Source organism: Tepidicella baoligensis (assembly GCF_013432195.1).
In the GTDB taxonomy this organism is placed as follows: Bacteria; Pseudomonadota; Gammaproteobacteria; order Burkholderiales; family Burkholderiaceae_C; genus Tepidicella; species Tepidicella baoligensis.
In genome coordinates, this window is sequence record NZ_JACCDB010000004.1 from 78,321 (window position 1) to 95,687 (window position 17,367).

Sequence of the window (17,367 nt, forward strand, 5' to 3'; positions counted from 1 at the left end):
GTGGACCACCCGCTACCACCCGCCACCCAAAGCGTCGAGCCCGGCCACATCAGGTGCCACGAGCAGGTCGGGATCGAGTTCAAGCACCTCGCCCAAGGCGTCGGGATAGGTGTGGATCAGGTCATCGCTGCGGTTGCCCGACAACAGCAGCCGCGCTCGCCAGCTCGCCAAGTGGACCACGGCCGCCAACGGATCCAGCGGGTCGTGTTCCATCGGGTTCGCATGTTGCGCGATCGCATCCACCAGCAAGCGAGGCAGGCGCCAGTGCTGCGCCAAGGCGCCACCTGCTTCGGCATAAGAGTAGCCCAGCGCCAGGTATTCCGCACGGCCGCGATTCAGATCGAAAACATCGAGATTGTGGTCGATCGCCTGCATGGTCTCGGGCATACCGATGTGCATGACCAGCTCCCCCACACCGTGCAGCAGCGCCGCGGTAAAGGCCACGTTTTCGTCCAAACGGCGTGGCAGGCAGATCAGTTTGGCCACGCTCGCTGCGGCAAAGCTGAAGTGCCAGAAACGTTCGAGATTGACGCCACTGACCGCATGAAAACTGTCGTTCAGCGCCGCGCCGATGACGAGGGCGCGCACCTTGTGGAGCCCGAGCACCATCAGGGCATCGCGCACCGTACCCACCGGCCGGATGAGTCGGAAAAAAGAGGAATTCGCCTGCTGCAGCAGCCGCGCCACCAGCGCCGGGTCATGTTCGATTTCCCCCGCGATGCTGGACAAGTCAACATGTTCCTGCTCAAACGTTTCGATGAGCCGGGCCGCCAGTTCGGGGACCACGGGCAGGGCCTGGGGTTGGCGCAGCAACTCGTCGAGCTGCATGTTCACCCCATGAACGCCGACAACTCACCGGCCGAAGTCCATTCGCTCGGGTCTTTGTCCAGCACCATGTCCAGCTCCAGCCCCAGGAGGATGGCGACCACGTCGGGAAAGGTGGCGGTGAGCCCTGCACGGTCCATGTGGATTTCCTGCGCCCGGGCGCGCCAGGAGGCCATGTGCACCACCCCCGCCATGGGCTCGTAGATGTCACCCTCGAACGGCAGCAATTGGTGTTTGAGCGCTGTGACGATGACTTCCGGAAAATCCCATTTCTGGGCGAACGCAGCGCTCACGTCGGCATAGGTGTAACCGAGCGCCGCGCGCTCGGCTTCGGCACGCTTCAAGTCGAGGGGTGACACCGTCCAGTCGAGCTTGGCCACAACCTCAGGCATGCCGATGTGCATCACCAGATCACCTACGGCATGGACCAAGCCGGCGGTGAAGGCGGCCCCATCGTTGTAACGCAGGCTTTTGGCCAGCGTGCGGCAGATCTTGGCGGTGTTGAGGCTGTAGCGCCAGAACTGTTCCAGATTCACGCCTGGCACCGTTTTGAAACTGCTGCTGAGCGCCACCGCCTGCACCAGTGTGCGCACATGATGGAAGCCCAGGACGCTGATCGCATCCTGCACACTGAGAATTTCCCGCGTGAGCCCGAAAAAGGCCGAATTCGCCAGCTTGAGCATACGCGCCGTCAGGCCCGGATCGGTCGCGACGGCCTCGCTGATGAGGCGCGGGTCGGGATCGTCCTTGTTCAGCTCGGCCATGACTTCGGAGACCACCCGGGGAATGCTGGGCAGTGCCTTGGCTTGGGCCAGGAGCTCTTCGAGTTGCATGACGGCACTGGATCGAAGCTATTGATGAGGGCAGTATAGTGGACGCAATCAGCGCTTGAGGCCCTGGAGCTTGGCAAAGGCCGAGGCCATGGCGCTGACCGGCGTGGGCTCGCTGGAGCGGTTGCCAACCCGCCCCGCTTGGTGCGGCCGCCCCGCCGGTTGGAAGCGGTGACTGCCCTCCTCGCGCCGTTCGCTGCGCGAACCCACGGGAGCATCGAGTTTCATGGTCAGGCCGATGCGCTTGCGCGCGACATCCACCTCCACCACCTTGACCTTCACGATGTCGCCGGTCTTGACGACCTCCCGGGCATCGTTCACGAACCTGTGTGACAGTTGGCTCACGTGGATCAGCCCGTCCTGGTGCACGCCCAAATCCACGAAGGCGCCGAACTGCGCCACGTTGCTCACGGTGCCTTCCAGCACCATGCCCTCTTTCAGGTCGGTGATGTCTTCCACCCCCTCGTTGAAGCGGGCCACCTGGAAGTCGGGGCGCGGGTCGCGACCCGGTTTTTCCAGCTCACCCAGAATGTCCTTGACGGTGATGACACCGAACCGCTCGTCGGCGAAGCGTTCGGGCTTGAGGGTCTTGAGCACATCCACCCGACCCATCAGCTCGGCCACGGGTTTGCCGGTGGCCTCGATGATCTTTTCCACCACCGGGTAGGTTTCGGGGTGCACGCCGGTCATGTCCAACGGATTATCGCCGCCCCGGATGCGCAGGAAGCCCGCGCATTGTTCGAAGGTCTTGGCCCCCAGGCCGGTGACCTTGAACAAATCCTGCCTGTTCTTGAATGCACCGTTCGATTCGCGCCAGCGCACCACAGCCTTGGCCACGCTGCCCGACAGGCCGGACACGCGCGACAACAGCGGCGCACTCGCGGTGTTCAGATCGACACCGACGGCGTTGACACAATCCTCCACCACGGCGTCCAGCGTACGGGCCAGTTCGCTTTGGTTCACGTCGTGCTGGTACTGGCCCACGCCGATGCTCTTGGGCTCGATCTTCACCAGTTCGGCCAGCGGGTCCTGCAGGCGGCGGGCGATGCTGGCCGCGCCGCGCAGGCTCACGTCCACGTCGGGCATTTCCTGGCTGGCGTATTCGCTGGCGGAATAGACGGAAGCGCCCGCTTCGCTGACCACCACCTTCTGGAGCTGCACGCCCCGGTCGGCCAGGCGTTTGATGAGGTCGGCGGCGAGCTTGTCCGTCTCGCGGCTGGCGGTGCCGTTGCCAATGGCGATGAGCTGCACGCCGTGCTTGAGGCACAGCGCCCCGAGCGTGGCGATGGCGCCTTCCCAGTCGCGGCGGGGCTCGTGCGGATACACGGTGGCGGTGTCCACCAGCTTGCCGGTGGGGTCCACCACGGCCACTTTTACGCCGGTTCGGATGCCCGGGTCCAATCCCATCACGGCCTTGGCACCTGCGGGCGCGGCCAGCAGCAGGTCGCGCAGGTTGTCAGCGAAGACCTTGATGGCGACTTTTTCGGCCTCTTCGCGCAGGCGGGCGAACAGATCGCGCTCGGTGGAGAGACTGAGCTTGACGCGCCACGTCCAGCTCACGCATTTGCGGATCAGGTCGTCCGCCGGGCGGCCCTGGTGGCTCCAGCCCAGGTGACGGGCGATGCGGCCTTCGGCCAGCGCGGGTACGGCGGGCTTGGCACTGGCTTGCGCACTGATCTGGACACTCGGGGACAGCTCCGGCTCGGGCACCACCAGCTTCACGTCCAGAATGTCGAGCGCGCGGCCACGAAACACGGCCAGGGCGCGGTGCGAGGGCACGCGGCCGATGGGTTCGTCGTATTCGAAGTAGTCGCGGAACTTGGCCACGTCTGGATCGTTCTCGTTCTTGCCTGCGACCCTCCTGCTCTGCAGCAGGCCTTCTTGCCACAGCCATTCGCGCAGCATCTGCACCAGCACAGCATCTTCGGCCCAACGCTCGCTCAGAATATCGCGTACCCCATCGAGCACGGCGGCCACGGTGGTGAAATCACTTCCATCCTCGCCTTTTTCGGCCTTCACATAAGCCTGGGCTTCGTCAGCAGGCACCCGGGTGGGGTCGTCGAACAACAGATCGGCCAACGGCTCGATGCCGTTTTCACGGGCGATCATGCCCTTGGTACGGCGCTTGGGCTTGTAGGGCAGGTACAGGTCTTCCAGTTCCTGCTTGGTGGGCGCGGCTTCGATGGCGGCACGCAGTTCCGGGGTCAGCTTGCCCTGCTCTTCGATGCTCTTGAGCACGGCGGCGCGGCGGTCTTCCAGTTCGCGCAGGTACGCCAGGCGATTTTCCAGTTCGCGCAGTTGGGTGTCGTCCAGGCCACCCGTGGCCTCCTTGCGGTAGCGGGCGATGAAGGGCACGGTGGCCCCTCCATCCAGCAGCGCCACGGCAGCCTCAACCTGCCGGGCCTGCACCTTCAGTTCGTGCGCGATCTGGGTGATGATTTTTAGCATGCGTTCAAAGCAGAAGCCGACCCGCAGGTCGGCCTCAGGGTTCCATCGAATGGGTCGAGTTTGCCAGAAAAATCCACCCAGTCAGTCGGGCACGACAGCGGTGACTTCGATTTCCACCTTGGCCCGGTCCTCGATCAGGGCCGACACCTCCACCGCCGTCATGGCCGCGTTGTAGCAGCCGATCAGTTCCTTGAACGCCTTGCCGATGTCGGGGTAGGCCGCCACGTATTCGCGCTTGTCGGTCACGTACCAGGTCATGCGCACGATGTGCTCCGGCTTGGCACCACCTTCGGCCAGTACCGCGACCACGTTCTCCAGCGCCTGCCGTGCTTGGACGCCGATGTCGTCGCTATGGAAAACCCCTTGTGCATCCCAACCGATCATGCCGGCAACGAATACCATGCGGCCACGGGCCGTGACCCCATTGGCATACCCCTTGGGGCGCGGCCAACCGGGCGGAAGCAGTACTTGCATGTCAACTCTCCTTGAAAAGGCTTGTGAACCGTGGTCCGATGGCTCGGCGTACATCGTCGGGGCGGAACGGAGTCCGGAACACGGTCAGCAGGCAACCCTGCACCGCCGCACTCATTTTGCCCCCGCGGCTTGGGCGGCCATGGCCTTTTCACGGGCAAAGAGCGTTTCCATCTGCGCCTTGGCCGAGCGGTACTGCTTCGGCCATTCGAGCATGGTATAGCCGATCTTGGCCGCTTCGGTCAGCGTCCAGGCCGGGTTGGCCAGGTGTGGACGGGCCACCGCGCACAGGTCGGCCCGGCCGGCGGCGAGAATGGAATTGGCATGATCGGCTTCACTGATCGCTCCCACCGCAATGGTGGGGATACCGGCCTCCTGACGGATGCGATCGGCAAAGGGTGTTTGGAACATGCGGCCATAGACCGGCTTTTCCTTCTTGCTCACCTGGCCAGAGGAGCAGTCAATCATATCGGCGCCGGCGGTCTTGAAGGCCTTGGCGATCTCGACCGCGTCGTCCGGTGTGGTGCCACCCTCGACCCAGTCGTGGGCGGAAATGCGCACCGACATCGGCTTGTCCGCCGGCCACACCGCGCGCACCGCCTGAAACACCTCCAGCGGGTAGCGCAAGCGGTTTTCCAAGCTGCCGCCGTACTCGTCGCGGCGATGATTGGTCAGCGGTGAAATGAAGCTCGACAACAAGTAGCCGTGCGCGCAGTGCAGCTCCAACCAGTCTGCACCGGCCTCGGCAGCAGCCCGAGCGGACGCAACGAACTGGGCTTTGACCTCGTCCATGTCGGCCCGAGTCATTTCACGAGCCATCTGGCTCACGCCCTCCAGGTACTGCTGCGGCGAAGCCGCCATGATCGGCCAGTTGCCGCTTTCCAGCGGCTGGTCGATGCCCTCCCACGCCACACGGGTGGACGCTTTGGGACCCGCGTGTCCGATCTGGATGCCAAACTTGGCATCGGTGTGTTGGTGGATCCAGTCCGCAATGCGTTTGAAACCGGCGGTGTGCTCGGGCTTGTAGAGGCCGGGACAGCCGGGGGTGATGCGACCCTCGGGGCTGACACAGGTCATCTCGGCAAACACCAGGCCGGCCCCACCCATGGCCCGCGCACCCAGGTGCACCAGGTGGTAGTCGGCCACCAGACCGTCCACGGCGGAATACTGCGCCATGGGCGAGACCACGATGCGGTTCTTCAAGGTCACGCCGCGCACCGTGTAGGGCGTGAACATGGGTGGAGGCACGGGCGCGGCGTCGGACACCTGAACACCAGCCCTCTCGGCAAACCAACGCTCATATCCTTCCAGCCATTGTTTGTCACGCAGGCGCAGGTTTTCATGGCTGATGCGCTGGCTACGCGTGAGCATGGAGTACATGAACTGCTCCGGCTCGAACTGGTCGCAGTAGCGCTGACCGCACACCTCGAACCACTCCATGGCGTTCCAGGCCGCGTTTTGCAGGCGCAGCGTCTCCACACGGCGCAGTTCCTGGTAAGTCGCCAGCACCTCGGGCAACTTCTCGGGGCTGTCGCCCAGCAACTGAAACTGGCGGGTGAGCTCGATCGCGTCCTCGATGGCCAGTTTGGTACCAGAACCGATCGCGAAGTGTGCCGTGTGCACGGCGTCGCCCATCAGCACCACATGGCTGCCGTTGGCATTCCTGAGCCACCACTGCTCGCACACCACGCGCTGGAAATTGAGCCAGGCCGAGCCGCGCAGGTGGCGGGCATTGGTCATCAGCTTATGGCCTTGCAGGGTATCCTTGAACAGGTTTTCACAGAAGGCGATCGACTGCTCCTGGTTCGCCTTGTCCAGCCCGTGGGCCAGCCACACCTGCTCAGGGCATTCCACGATGAACGTGGTGGTGTTCTGATCGAATTTGTAGATATGGGCCTGAAACCAGCCGTGCTCGGTCTTCTGGAAATCAAAGGTGAAGGCATCGTACAGGCGGTTCGTGCCCAGCCAGATGTAGCGGTTCGGCCGGGTGACGATATCAGGCTTGAACACCTCCTGATACCGGGTGCGGATGCGGGAGTTGATGCCATCACTGGCAACGATCAAGTCTGCATCCGGAAAATCCAGGTCCGAATCCACCTCGGTCTCGAACACCAGTTTCACACCCAGTTGCTCGCAACGAGCCTGGAGGATGTTGAGCAGCTTTTTACGGCCAATGCCCACGAAACCATGCCCGCCGGAGCGGATGATGCGCCCCTTGAAGCGCAATTCGATGTCATCCCAGTGGTTGAAGGCCTCCTGGATCTCGTCGGCGGTTTCGCGGTCCCACTGGCGCATGTTGTCCATGGTTGCGTCCGAAAACACCACGCCCCAGCCGAAGGTGTCGTAGGGGCGGTTGCGTTCGACCACGGTCACGTCGTGCCCGGCGTCCAGCTTCTTCATCAACAGACCCAGATACAAGCCAGCCGGGCCGCCGCCGATGCAGACGATTTTCATGAGGACTCCTTCGATGGGTTGATGGACGGATGCACCATTCATTCATAAATAGTTTAAGCCTGAAGCTTAAGAAGGAGATCCGGGATTACCCTTGATGCGTGCATCCAACCCCTAGCCAAGGAGATGTCTCGGGTCAGCAGTGCGGCGGGCGCCTGCGAACCTGCCCACCCCAGTGGGGCGGATGAACTTCAGGCGGGTCTCAGGCTGCAGTGCGCAGCGCCGCGCGTAACCGTTCGCCCACTTCGGGGCGTTCGGCAAACGGATCGGGCGGGTTGAGACCCGACACGATGGCCTCCATGCGCGTGCGCACATTGCCCAGCGCCTGGGGGTGGCTGTAGATGTAGAACGTGCCGGTCTCCAGGGCGTCAAACACCCGGGCTGCCACTTCAGCCGCCGTCACCTTGCCGCTGCTCACGGCCTTGTCGCTCATGGCCTGGCCAATCAACTGGCTGCGCGTGGGCTGCCCACCCGCGAGCTCATCCGGCCGGTTGCGCTGGCTCTGGCTGATGCCTGTGGGCACGAAATACGGGCACAGCACGCTGGCACTCACCTGGTCGGTCACCAGTGCCAGATCCTGGTACAGCGTTTCAGTCAGGGCCACCACCGCATGCTTGCTCACGTTGTACACACCCATGTTGGGCGGCGTGAGCAGGCCCGCCATGCTGGCGGTGTTCACGATGTGCCCCCGGTAAGAGGGGTCAGACTGGGCAGCCGCCAGCATGCGCGGGGTGAACACACGCACCCCATGCACCGCCCCCCACAGGTTGACGCCGAGCACCCAGTTCCAGTCGGCCACGGTGTTTTCCCAGATCAGCCCCCCCGCCGCCACCCCCGCGTTGTTGAACACGAAATGCGGTGCCCCGAAACGCTCCTGTACCTCCACTGCGAGCGCTTCCATGGCCTCGGCGTTGGACACATCCACCCGGCGGGCCAGCACCTCCGCACCCTGGGTTTGCAGTTCCTCACGTGCCCGCTCCAGCGCATCGGCCTGCACATCCACGAGCACCAGCTTCATACCCCGCGCGGCGCCGATGCGCGCCACTTCCAGCCCAAACCCCGAGCCCGCACCGGTGAGCACGGCGGTCTTGCCCTTGAAAGTCTCTATCATGTCCCTGCCTCCTGTTCAGCGCGGCCGGGCCCGCGCAATGATGCCGTCCATATCGACGCCCGCTCCCAACGAGCCGAAGCTGTGGCCCCACCTGCCCGCGATGCGCGAATCACAAAAGGCCCCGAACACGGCCGGCGGGGCACTGGGGGCCAACCAAGCAGCCTGCACCGCAAGGGCGACCGCCTCCGCCAGACGACGGGCCTCTGCCTCATGAGCCATGGCCTCCATCTGTTGCGGCAGGCGCTCTATCCAACGGTCCAGCGCCTCATGCATCCCACGGACAGGGACCAGCTCCTGGGCCAGAGCCGCCGCCGCATCGGCCTGACGCAACGCCCGCAACAGGTCCAGCGCCATGATGTTGCCGGCACCTTCCCAGATGCTGTTGACCGGCATTTCCCGGTAGATCCGGGCCATGACACCCTCACCCTGCTCCTCCACGTAACCGTTGCCCCCGAGGCATTCCATCGCCTCCTGGGCGAACAGGCTGCCGCGTTTGCAGATCCAGAACTTCGCCACCGGCGTAAGCAGCCGCTGCATCACACGCTCGTGCTCGTCGGCAGAGGCGCGGTCGAAGCTGTGCGCCAGCCTCAAGGCCAGCGCCGTTGCCGCTTCCGACTCCAGGGCCAAGTCGGCGAGCACATTCTTCATGAGCGGCTGCTCGATCAGCTTCTTGCCGAAGGCGCTGCGCTGACGGGTATGGTCGATCGCGAGCGACAAGGCCTGTCGCATCAGCCCACTGGTGCCCAGAGCGCAGTCCAGGCGCGTCATCGTTCCCATGGCGAGGATTTGCGGTACCCCCCGCCCTTCTTCGCCCACCAGCCAGGCCGCTGCCCCCTGAAACTCCACCTCCGCGCTGGCGTTGGCTTTGTTGCCCAGCTTGTCTTTCAGGCGCTGGATGTGCAGAGCGTTGAGCGTGCCATCCGGCAACACACGCGGCAGAAACAGGCACGACAGGCCGGCAGCCGTCTGAGCCAGAATCAAGAAGGCGTCAGACATGGGGGCGGAGAAAAACCACTTGTGCCCGGTGACCCGATATCGCGCTCCCCAGCCGTCGCTGCCATCTGGCTCTGCGCTGGTGGTGTTGGCGCGCACATCGGAGCCGCCCTGCTTTTCCGTCATCCCCATGCCCATGGTCACGCCAGGCTTGTCTTTCCAGAGCCGCAGGTCCGGATCGTAGGCCCGGCTGGTGAGTTGCGGCGACCAGTCCCGGTAGATCGCGGGCTGCCCCCGCAACGCCGGTGTGGCGGCATAGGTCATGGATATCGGGCACAGCGTGGATGGCTCCAACTCCGTGAACAGCATGAAGCCAGCCGCCCGCTTCAGATGGGCATGCCCGCTGGCCTGCTCGGCGTCGGCAAAAGGCGTGCCGTGCAAACCCGCCGCCGTGGCCGCACGCATCAGGGCGTGGTAACTCGGGTGGAATTCCACCCGGTCGATCCGGTGCCCGTAGCGACTGTGGGTACGCAACTGAGGAACGAATACGTTGGCCAAACGGGCATGGGTCTGCATCTCCGCACTGCCGGCCAGTGCTCCCAGCCGCTCCAGGGGCTCGGTATCCAGTGTGGGCGCATGCAGCCGCAACGCATCCTGCATGGGCCGGTTGCCCTCGAACAGGTTCACATCCGCCAGAGGCTCTGCCTGGTTGAAGACCTGATGCGTGGCGTTCATGGCCGTGCTTCCCGGGACATCAAATCAATTTGACCAGCTGCTTGCCGAAGTTGCGGCCCTTGAGCAACCCCAAAAAGGCCTCGGGCGCCGACTCGATGCCTTGTGCCACCGTCTCTCGGGGGCGGAAACGGCCGCTGCCCACCAGCTCGGCCAGTTCGGCCAGGGCCTGCGGCCACACCTCCATGTGTTCACTGACGATGAACCCCTCGACCCGCATGCGGTTGACCAGAATCAAGGCCGGGTTGGCCATCGGCAGCGGCTGGCCATCGTAGCCGGCGATCATGCCGCAGACCGCGATGCGCGAAAACGCATTGGAGCGCAGCATCACGGCGTCCAGCACCATCCCCCCCACATTCTCGAAATGCCCGTCGATGCCGTTGGGGCACGCCTGTTTGAGCGCCTTGGCCAGCGACAGGCCATCCTTGTGTTCACGGTAGTCGATGCAGTCGTCGAAACCGAGTTCGTGTTTGACGTAGGCGCATTTGTCGGGGCCACCGGCGATGCCCACCACCCGGCACCCACGTGCCTTGGCCAAGACCCCCACGGCACTGCCCACCGCGCCGCTGGCCGCGCTCACCGTCACGGTCTGGCCCGGCTTGGGTTCGATGATCTTCACCAAGCCGTACCAAGCCGTCACGCCCGGCATGCCCACGGCACCCAGGTAGTGGCTCAGCGGCACGCGCGTGGTATCCACTTTGCGCAACACCCCCGGCTGGGACGCATCCACCACACTGTACTGCTGCCACCCTCCCATGCCAACCACCCGGTCCCCCGGCGCGTAATCCGGGTGGCGACTCTCGACCACTTCGCCCACCGTGCCGCCTATCATCACCTCCCCCAGGGGTTGTGGTGGGGCATAGCTCTTGGTGTCGTTCATGCGGCCACGCATGTACGGATCGAGGCTCAGATAATGGTGGCGCACCAGCACCTGCCCTTCGGCCAGCGCGGGGGTTTCCACGGTTTCGATCTTGAAGTTGCTGACACTGGCCTCGCCCTGGGGGCGATTGTCCAGCAGGATGCGGGTATTGGTCGGCATGGTGTCTCCTGGGTCGGGCGACAAAGGCCCGGTGGGTGGCGTGGAATCAGTCGGTCGCAATACCGGCCGCTGAGACGTTGAGTTCATGCACGCCCCTGGCATTCACGGGCAAGCGCTTCACATATTTGAAGGTGCCGGTGGCGTGGGCACACAACCTGCCATCGGCATCGAACACCTGGCCTTCGGTGAAGGCCAGGGTGGTCGTGCGGTGCAGCAGTCGGCCGCGTGCACGCTGTGGTCCCTTGGCTGCCTGCATGAACGAGGTCTTCATCTCGATCGTCACGACACCCATGTCCTGCTGGACACTGCGCGCGGCATGGGCCATGACCACGTCCAGCAGCGTCATGCTTGCCCCACCATGTACCACGTTGAAGGAATTCAGGTGCTCGGGCGCCGGGTCGAAGGTGATCTCGGCCTCGCCATCCACCCAATGCTGGAGCACGAAACCCAAATGCTCGACGAAAGGGATGCGGACCTGGAATTCCACTCAGCCCCCCGTGACGATGCTGACGCCACCATCCACCGCCAGCCATTGACCGGTGATGTGTTTGCCGGCGTCGGAGGCATACAGCAGTGTCAGACCCTTGAGGTCCTCGTCGTCGCCGAGGCGGCCCAGCGGCGCATGTTGGGCCAGACGCTCTTCGCCCAAAGCCTCCAGTGTGCCCTTGGTCATTTTGCTGGGGAAAAAACCGGGGCAGATGGCGTTGACCCTGATGCCATACGGCCCCCACTCGGCCGCCAGCGCCCGCGTGAAATTGATCACCGCACCCTTGGAGGTGTTGTAGGCAATGGTGTTCATGCCGCGCGGGTTACCCCCCAGCCCGGCGATGGAGGCCACGTTGATGATGCTGCCTTTGCGCCGTGCAATCATGTGGTGCTTCGCCAGGTACTGGCTCAGGATGAAGTAGCCGCGCACGTTGAGGTTCATCACCTTGTCCCACGCCTCGATCGGGTGATCTTCGGCCGGAGCTCCCCAGGCGGCCCCGGCATTGTTCACGAGGATGTCCACCGCACCCATGCGCTGCAGGGTTTCGGCCGCGAGGCGGTGGATGTCGGCCTCCTGGGCACAGTCGGCCGCGATCCACTGCGCGTCGATGCCGGCGGCTTTGAGCTGGGCCACCGCCTCTTCGAGTTCGCCCGCCTTGCGGGCCGTTACCAGCACCCGGGCACCGGCCTCGCCCAATGCGTGGGCCATCTGCAGGCCCAGTCCGCGGGAGCCGCCCGTCACCAAGGCCACCTGGCCCTTGAGGTCGAACAGCTGTTGAATGGTTCGTGTCATGCGTGTCTCCTTGTGGGGCCGTGGCCCGGTTCAGAATGCGTCTTCGGCCAGTTCGGTGCAAGTCATGTCACGGTTGGACACCACCTGCAACCAGGCGCCGATCTTGGGCAGTTCGTAGCGGAAGAAATAACGGCAGGCGGCCAGCCTTCCCTGTTGGGCCGGTGCGGCAGCCGCTCGAGTCGCCACCAGCGCCACGTCCAACCAGATCCACGCCAGCACCGTGTGCCCGAACGCCTGCATATAGGGTACGGCATTGGCCAGCGCTTCGGTAGGCTCGCCTGTCGCCCAGGCGGCTTGGGTAGCAGCCCCGACCTGTTGCAAGGCCTGGGCGAGGTCTTTCGCTTCACGTGCGAGTTCCGGCACCTGGAGCGCGCGGTCGATCGTGCCCTGCATGTGCGCAGCCAGCAGCTTGAGGCCCTTGCCGTTTTCCATCAGCACCTTGCGCGCCAGCAGGTCCATGGCCTGGATGCCGTGGGTCCCCTCGTGGATCATGTTCAGGCGGTTGTCGCGCCAATATTGCTCGACGGGAAAATCGCGCGTGTAGCCATATCCGCCGTGGATCTGAATGGCCAGGCTGTTGGCCTCCAGACACCATTCGCTGGGCCAGCTCTTGGCGATGGGGGTCAGCACCTCCAGCAGCAGGCGAGCGTCGTCGGCCGCTTCGGGAGCGCCCGTGTGCTGTTCGTCCACCAGGCGGGCACAGTACAGCTCCAAGGCCAGCGCCCCCTCACAGTAGGCCTTCTGGGCCAGCAACATGCGCTTCACATCGGCATGCTCGATGATGCGCACCTGCGGTTGGGTCGGGTCTTTGCCGCTGGCGCCCATCGGTCTTCCCTGGGGACGGTTTTTCGCATAGTCCAGGCTCGCGTGGTAGCCGGCCATGCCCAGCATGGTGGCCGCCATGCCCACCCCGATGCGCGCCTCGTTCATCATGTGGAACATGTAGCCCAGGCCCTTGCCCGGCTCCCCCACCAGGTAGCCTATGGCCCCGGCGCCTTGCCCGTCCAGGCCAAGCCCCATGCCTTCACCCAGGACCGGGAACTTGCCTTCGCCGAAGTTCAGCAGCGTGTTCGTGGTCCCACGCCAGCCACATTTGTGATTCAGACCGGCCAGCGCCACGTCGTTGCGCACGCCAGTCAACCGCCCATCGGTATCCACCAGCTTCTTCGGCACGACGAACAGGGACAGCCCTTTCACCCCGGGCGGCAGTTTGCCGTCGGGGCCGGGAATCTTGGCCAGCACCAGGTGAATGATGTTCTCGGTCAACTCGTGCTCGCCGGCGGAAATCCACATCTTGTTGCCGCGCAGCCGGTAGCGGGGTCCCAGGGGATCGGCCTCAAAGCCCTCGCCATCGGGCACGGCACGGGTGGCCACGTCGCTGAGGCTGGAACCCGCCTGCGGCTCGCTCAGGCACATGGTGCCCGAAAACCGGCCATTGAATTCGTTGAGCGCAAACACCTCGCGTTGCAACGCCGAGCCGTGCGCCATCAGCAGGTTGGCATTGCCCACCGTAAGCATGCCCGCCCCGATGCTGACCGACGCCATGGCGAAAAACGCATTGCCCGCTGCCTCCACCGTGTAGGGCAACTGCATCCCGCCCACGTCATAGTCCTGCGCGGCACTGAGCATACCGGAAGCGGCATAGGCATCCCAAGCATCTTTCGTGGCTTGGGGCAGGATCACCTTCTCGCCATCGAACTGCGGCTCCTGGATGTCCACCAGCCGGTTGAACGGCGCGTACTTTTCGCGGGCGATGCGTTCACAGATGTCGAGCACCGCGTCAAAGGTTTCGCGGCTGTGCTCAGCGAAACGCTCACGTTCACTGAGAGCTTGCGCCCCCAGCCAGTCGTACAAAAGAAAATCGACGGTGAGGCGCAAGCTCATGGCCACTCCGCCGTCACAAGACCTCGAAGACGCCGGCCGCGCCCATGCCGCCGCCGATACACATGGTCACGCACACCCGCTTGGCGCCCCGGCGTTTGCCCTCGATCAGGGCATGACCGGTGAGCCGTTGGCCCGACACCCCATAGGGGTGACCCAGCGCAATGGCACCGCCGTTCACGTTGAGGCGATCATTCGGGATGCCCAACCGGTCTCGGCAATAGATCACCTGCACCGCAAAGGCCTCGTTCAACTCCCACAGGTCGATGTCCTCGACCTTCAGGCCGAGCTTTTGCAGCACCTTGGGCACGGCGAACACCGGGCCGATGCCCATCTCGTCCGGCTCGCAGCCGGCCACGGCAAAGCCCAGGAAACGCCCCAGCGGCTGGAGGTTGTGGCGGCTGGCATACGCCTCGCTGACGACCACGCAGGCCCCAGCCCCATCGCTGAACTGGCTGGCATTGCCCGCGGCCACCAGCCCGCCCGGCAGCGCCGGCCGAATGCCGCTGATGCCTTCTTTGGTGGTGCCTTCGCGCAGCCCTTCGTCTTTGCTCACCGTCACCTGCCGGGTGATGAGGCCCAGCGTCTTGTCGGCCACCCCCATGGTCACGGTGATCGGCGCGATTTCCGCCTCGAACAACCCGGCGGCCTGCGCCGCGCAGGCTTTCTGCTGGCTCGCCGCGCCATACTCGTCCATCGCGTCGCGGCCGATGCCGTACCGCTTGGCCACCTGCTCGGCCGTTTGCAGCATGGTCCAGTAAATCTCAGGTTTTTTCTTCTTCAGCAGGGGATCGAAGGCCATGTGCATGTTCATTTCCTGCTGCACGCAGGAAATGCTTTCCACGCCACCGGCCACGTACACATCGCCCTCACCGGCGATGATGCGCTGCGCCGCCAAGGCAATCGTCTGCAAGCCGGAGGAGCAAAACCGGTTGACCGTCAGCCCGGAGGTGGTGATCGGGCAGCCGGCGGCCAACGCGATCTGGCGCGCGATGTTCATGCCAGTCGCCCCTTCCGGGTTGGCGCAGCCCATGATCACGTCTTCCACCTCGGCGGCGTCGATGCCGGCGCGGGCAATCGCGTGCTGCACGGCATGGCCCCCAAGGGTGGCGCCATGGGTCATGTTGAAAGCCCCTTTCCAGCTCTTGGCCAGCGGGGTGCGTGCGGTCGATACGATGACGGCTTGGGTCATGGTCGTTCCTTGCGATTCGGGATGGGGTGGCGAGGCATCAGCGGTTGAGGTCGGCGAAGGTCTTGCCTTCGGCCAGCAGGCGCCGGATCAGAGGGGCGGGCTGCCAGAATTGCGCGTCGTCATGCGGATTGCGGGCAAAGCGCTTCATGGCCTCGGCCACGTTGAACAGCCCCACGAAATCGGCGTAGTGCATCGGGCCGCCCCGGTGGACCGGGAAGCCATAGCCCGTGAGGTACACCATGTCGATGTCGCTCGGCCGGCTGGCAATGCCTTCCTCCAGAATGTGCGCCGCCTCGTTGACCAGCGCATACACCAGGCGCTGCACGATTTCCTCGTCTGCAATCTGACGCGGGGTGATGCCCAGCGCCTGGCGATGCCGCTCGATCATCTCGACCACCACCGGGCTGGGAATGGCATCGCGCTTGCCGGGGGCGTAGTCGTACCAGCCGGCGCCGGTTTTCTGCCCAAAACGCCCCATCTCGCACAGCAAATCGGCCGTCTTGCTGTAGCGCAGATGGGGTTTTTCCACATAGCGGCGCTTGCGAATGGCCCAGCCAATGTCGTTGCCGGCCAGGTCGCCCATGCGGAATGGCCCCATGGCAAAGCCGAACTTCTCGATCGCCTGATCGACTTGCTGAGGCGTACACCCCTCTTCCAGCAAAAACCCGGCTTGGCGGCTGTACTGCTCGATCATGCGGTTGCCGATGAAGCCATCGCACACCCCAGCGACCACGCAAGTCTTCTTGATCTTCTTGCCGATGGCCATCACGGTGGCCAGCACATCCTTGGCGGTTTTCTCGCCACGCACCACTTCCAGCAGCTTCATCACATTGGCCGGGCTGAAGAAGTGCATCCCCACCACGTCCTGCGGGCGCTGGGTGAATGCGGCAATCTTGTTCACATCCAGCGTGGAGGTGTTGGTGGCCAGGATGGCGCCGGGCTTGATCACCGCATCGAGTTGCCTGAACACCTGCTCTTTCACCCCTATCTCCTCAAAAACCGCTTCGATCACCAAGTCGGCGTCGGCAATGTCCTGATAGTTCAAGGTGGTGGAGAGCAGCGCCATGCGCTGCTCGTAGATGTCCTGCTTGAGCTTGCCTTTGGCCACCTGGGCTTCGTAGTTCTTGCGGATGGTGGCCAGCCCGCGGTCCAGCGCCTCCTGCTTCATTTCCAGGATCGTGACCGGAATGCCCGCATTGAGGAAGTTCATGCTGATGCCGCCACCCATGGTGCCAGCACCGATGACGGCCACCTTCGCCACCGTGCGTTGCGGGGTGTCGGCCGGCACATCCGGGATTTTGCTGGCCGCCCGCTCGGCCACGAACAGGTGGCGCAGCGCCATGCACTCCGGGGTCATCATCAGGTTGACGAAGGTCTCGCGCTCATAGGCCATGCCCTCATCAAACTTTTTCTTCGTGGCAGCTTCCACCGCATCCACGCATTTGACCGGCGCCGGAAAGTGCTTCGCCATGCCGCGAACCATGTTGCGGGCAAACTGGAAGTAGCCGTCGCCCTGGGGGTGCTTGCAGGGCAGGTCGCGCAACCGCGGCAGCGGCTCGCCTGCGGCGTGCTTGGCCGCCACCTCCCGGGCCAGCGCCAGGGCCTCATCCATCAGGCTGTCGGCGCTGGCCGCCAGCTTGTCAAAGAGCTTTTGGCCAGGGATCTGGGCCAGCAACTCGCTTTTCACCGGCTCACCGCTGACGATGAGGTTGAGCGCCGGCTCCACGCCAATGGCGCGGGGCAGCCGCTGCGTCCCGCCCGCGCCCGGAATCAAGCCGAGCTTGACCTCCGGCAGGGCCACGCTGGCACCGGGCGCGGCAATCCGGTAATGGCACCCCAGCGACAGTTCCAACCCTCCCCCCATCACCACGGTGTGCAACGCGGCCACGACAGGCTTGGGCGAGGCTTCCAGCGCGTTGATCACACTGATGAGATTCGGGTCCTGGTAAGCCTTGGGTGAGCCAAATTCCTTGATGTCGGCGCCACTGGAAAAGGCCTTGCCAGCCCCGGTGAGCACGATGGCCTTGATCGCCGAGTTCTCGTTGGCCTGCTCCAGCGCCCGCACAATGCCCTGCCGGGTGCTCAGCCCCAGTCCATTCATCGGGGGGTTGTCCAGGGTGATGACGGCCACGTCGCCGTGGTCTTGGTAATGCGCGGTCATGCGGTCTCCTTGTC

General features: G+C 64.3%; 13 protein-coding genes. All 13 read right to left on the reverse strand.

The annotated features are described in order from the left end of the window. Positions 1-12 precede the first annotated feature (12 nt). Positions 13-828 carry an HDOD domain-containing protein gene (locus HZS63_RS06440; protein ID WP_180683234.1) on the reverse strand — a complete coding sequence of 272 codons (816 nt, stop codon included), beginning with the start codon at positions 826-828 and terminating at the stop codon, positions 13-15. A 2-nt stretch (positions 829-830) separates the two neighbouring features. Next, complete coding sequence (locus HZS63_RS06445; RefSeq protein WP_180683235.1) at positions 831-1,658, reverse strand: HDOD domain-containing protein; 828 nt, start codon at positions 1,656-1,658, stop codon at positions 831-833. 48 nt (positions 1,659-1,706) lie between these two features. Continuing rightward, positions 1,707-4,103, reverse strand: coding sequence for a Tex family protein (locus tag HZS63_RS06450; RefSeq protein ID WP_180683236.1), 2,397 nt, complete (start codon positions 4,101-4,103; stop codon positions 1,707-1,709). A gap of 81 nt (positions 4,104-4,184) precedes the next feature. Further along, positions 4,185-4,577, reverse strand: coding sequence for a RidA family protein (locus tag HZS63_RS06455; RefSeq protein ID WP_180683237.1), 393 nt, complete (start codon positions 4,575-4,577; stop codon positions 4,185-4,187). A 111-nt stretch (positions 4,578-4,688) separates the two neighbouring features. After that, complete coding sequence (locus HZS63_RS06460; RefSeq protein ID WP_180683238.1) at positions 4,689-7,028, reverse strand: bifunctional salicylyl-CoA 5-hydroxylase/oxidoreductase; 2,340 nt, start codon at positions 7,026-7,028, stop codon at positions 4,689-4,691. 199 nt (positions 7,029-7,227) lie between these two features. Next, the gene (locus HZS63_RS06465; protein WP_180683239.1) at positions 7,228-8,136 is read right to left on the reverse strand and encodes an SDR family oxidoreductase; all 909 of its coding nucleotides are present in this window, start codon (positions 8,134-8,136) and stop codon (positions 7,228-7,230) included. A 15-nt stretch (positions 8,137-8,151) separates the two neighbouring features. Further along, complete coding sequence (locus tag HZS63_RS06470) at positions 8,152-9,804, reverse strand: isovaleryl-CoA dehydrogenase (RefSeq protein ID WP_180683240.1); 1,653 nt, start codon at positions 9,802-9,804, stop codon at positions 8,152-8,154. A gap of 19 nt (positions 9,805-9,823) precedes the next feature. Beyond that, complete coding sequence (locus tag HZS63_RS06475) at positions 9,824-10,840, reverse strand: NADP-dependent oxidoreductase (RefSeq protein ID WP_180683241.1); 1,017 nt, start codon at positions 10,838-10,840, stop codon at positions 9,824-9,826. Positions 10,841-10,886: 46 nt separating this feature from the next. Next, on the reverse strand, positions 10,887-11,327 hold the full coding sequence (locus tag HZS63_RS06480) for a hotdog fold thioesterase (RefSeq protein ID WP_180683242.1): 441 nt from the start codon (positions 11,325-11,327) through the stop codon (positions 10,887-10,889). Continuing rightward, positions 11,328-12,119 carry an SDR family oxidoreductase gene (locus HZS63_RS06485; protein ID WP_180683243.1) on the reverse strand — a complete coding sequence of 264 codons (792 nt, stop codon included), beginning with the start codon at positions 12,117-12,119 and terminating at the stop codon, positions 11,328-11,330. A gap of 30 nt (positions 12,120-12,149) precedes the next feature. Further along, complete coding sequence (locus HZS63_RS06490; protein ID WP_180683244.1) at positions 12,150-14,003, reverse strand: acyl-CoA dehydrogenase; 1,854 nt, start codon at positions 14,001-14,003, stop codon at positions 12,150-12,152. Between the two features lie 13 nt (positions 14,004-14,016). Next, a complete protein-coding gene (locus HZS63_RS06495) occupies positions 14,017-15,192 on the reverse strand; it encodes an acetyl-CoA C-acyltransferase (protein WP_180683245.1) in 1,176 nt (391 codons plus the stop codon). Between the two features lie 37 nt (positions 15,193-15,229). Then, positions 15,230-17,353 carry a 3-hydroxyacyl-CoA dehydrogenase NAD-binding domain-containing protein gene (locus HZS63_RS06500; protein ID WP_180683246.1) on the reverse strand — a complete coding sequence of 708 codons (2,124 nt, stop codon included), beginning with the start codon at positions 17,351-17,353 and terminating at the stop codon, positions 15,230-15,232. Between the last annotated feature and the right edge of the window lie 14 nt (positions 17,354-17,367).

Excerpts from the sequence above, each read along its gene's own strand:
- HZS63_RS06490 (WP_180683244.1), bottom strand. The coding sequence starts at position 14,003 with ATGAGCTTGCGCCTCACCGTCGATTTTCTTTTGTACGACTGGCTGGGG.
- HZS63_RS06470 (WP_180683240.1), bottom strand. The coding sequence starts at position 9,804 with ATGAACGCCACGCATCAGGTCTTCAACCAGGCAGAGCCTCTGGCGGAT.
- HZS63_RS06475 (WP_180683241.1), bottom strand. The coding sequence starts at position 10,840 with ATGCCGACCAATACCCGCATCCTGCTGGACAATCGCCCCCAGGGCGAG.
- HZS63_RS06465 (WP_180683239.1), bottom strand. The coding sequence starts at position 8,136 with ATGATAGAGACTTTCAAGGGCAAGACCGCCGTGCTCACCGGTGCGGGC.
- HZS63_RS06460 (WP_180683238.1), bottom strand. The coding sequence starts at position 7,028 with ATGAAAATCGTCTGCATCGGCGGCGGCCCGGCTGGCTTGTATCTGGGT.
- HZS63_RS06440 (WP_180683234.1), bottom strand. The coding sequence starts at position 828 with ATGCAGCTCGACGAGTTGCTGCGCCAACCCCAGGCCCTGCCCGTGGTC.
- HZS63_RS06450 (WP_180683236.1), bottom strand. The coding sequence starts at position 4,103 with ATGCTAAAAATCATCACCCAGATCGCGCACGAACTGAAGGTGCAGGCC.
- HZS63_RS06455 (WP_180683237.1), bottom strand. The coding sequence starts at position 4,577 with ATGCAAGTACTGCTTCCGCCCGGTTGGCCGCGCCCCAAGGGGTATGCC.
- HZS63_RS06485 (WP_180683243.1), bottom strand. The coding sequence starts at position 12,119 with ATGACACGAACCATTCAACAGCTGTTCGACCTCAAGGGCCAGGTGGCC.
- HZS63_RS06500 (WP_180683246.1), bottom strand. The coding sequence starts at position 17,353 with ATGACCGCGCATTACCAAGACCACGGCGACGTGGCCGTCATCACCCTG.
- HZS63_RS06445 (WP_180683235.1), bottom strand. The coding sequence starts at position 1,658 with ATGCAACTCGAAGAGCTCCTGGCCCAAGCCAAGGCACTGCCCAGCATT.
- HZS63_RS06495 (WP_180683245.1), bottom strand. The coding sequence starts at position 15,192 with ATGACCCAAGCCGTCATCGTATCGACCGCACGCACCCCGCTGGCCAAG.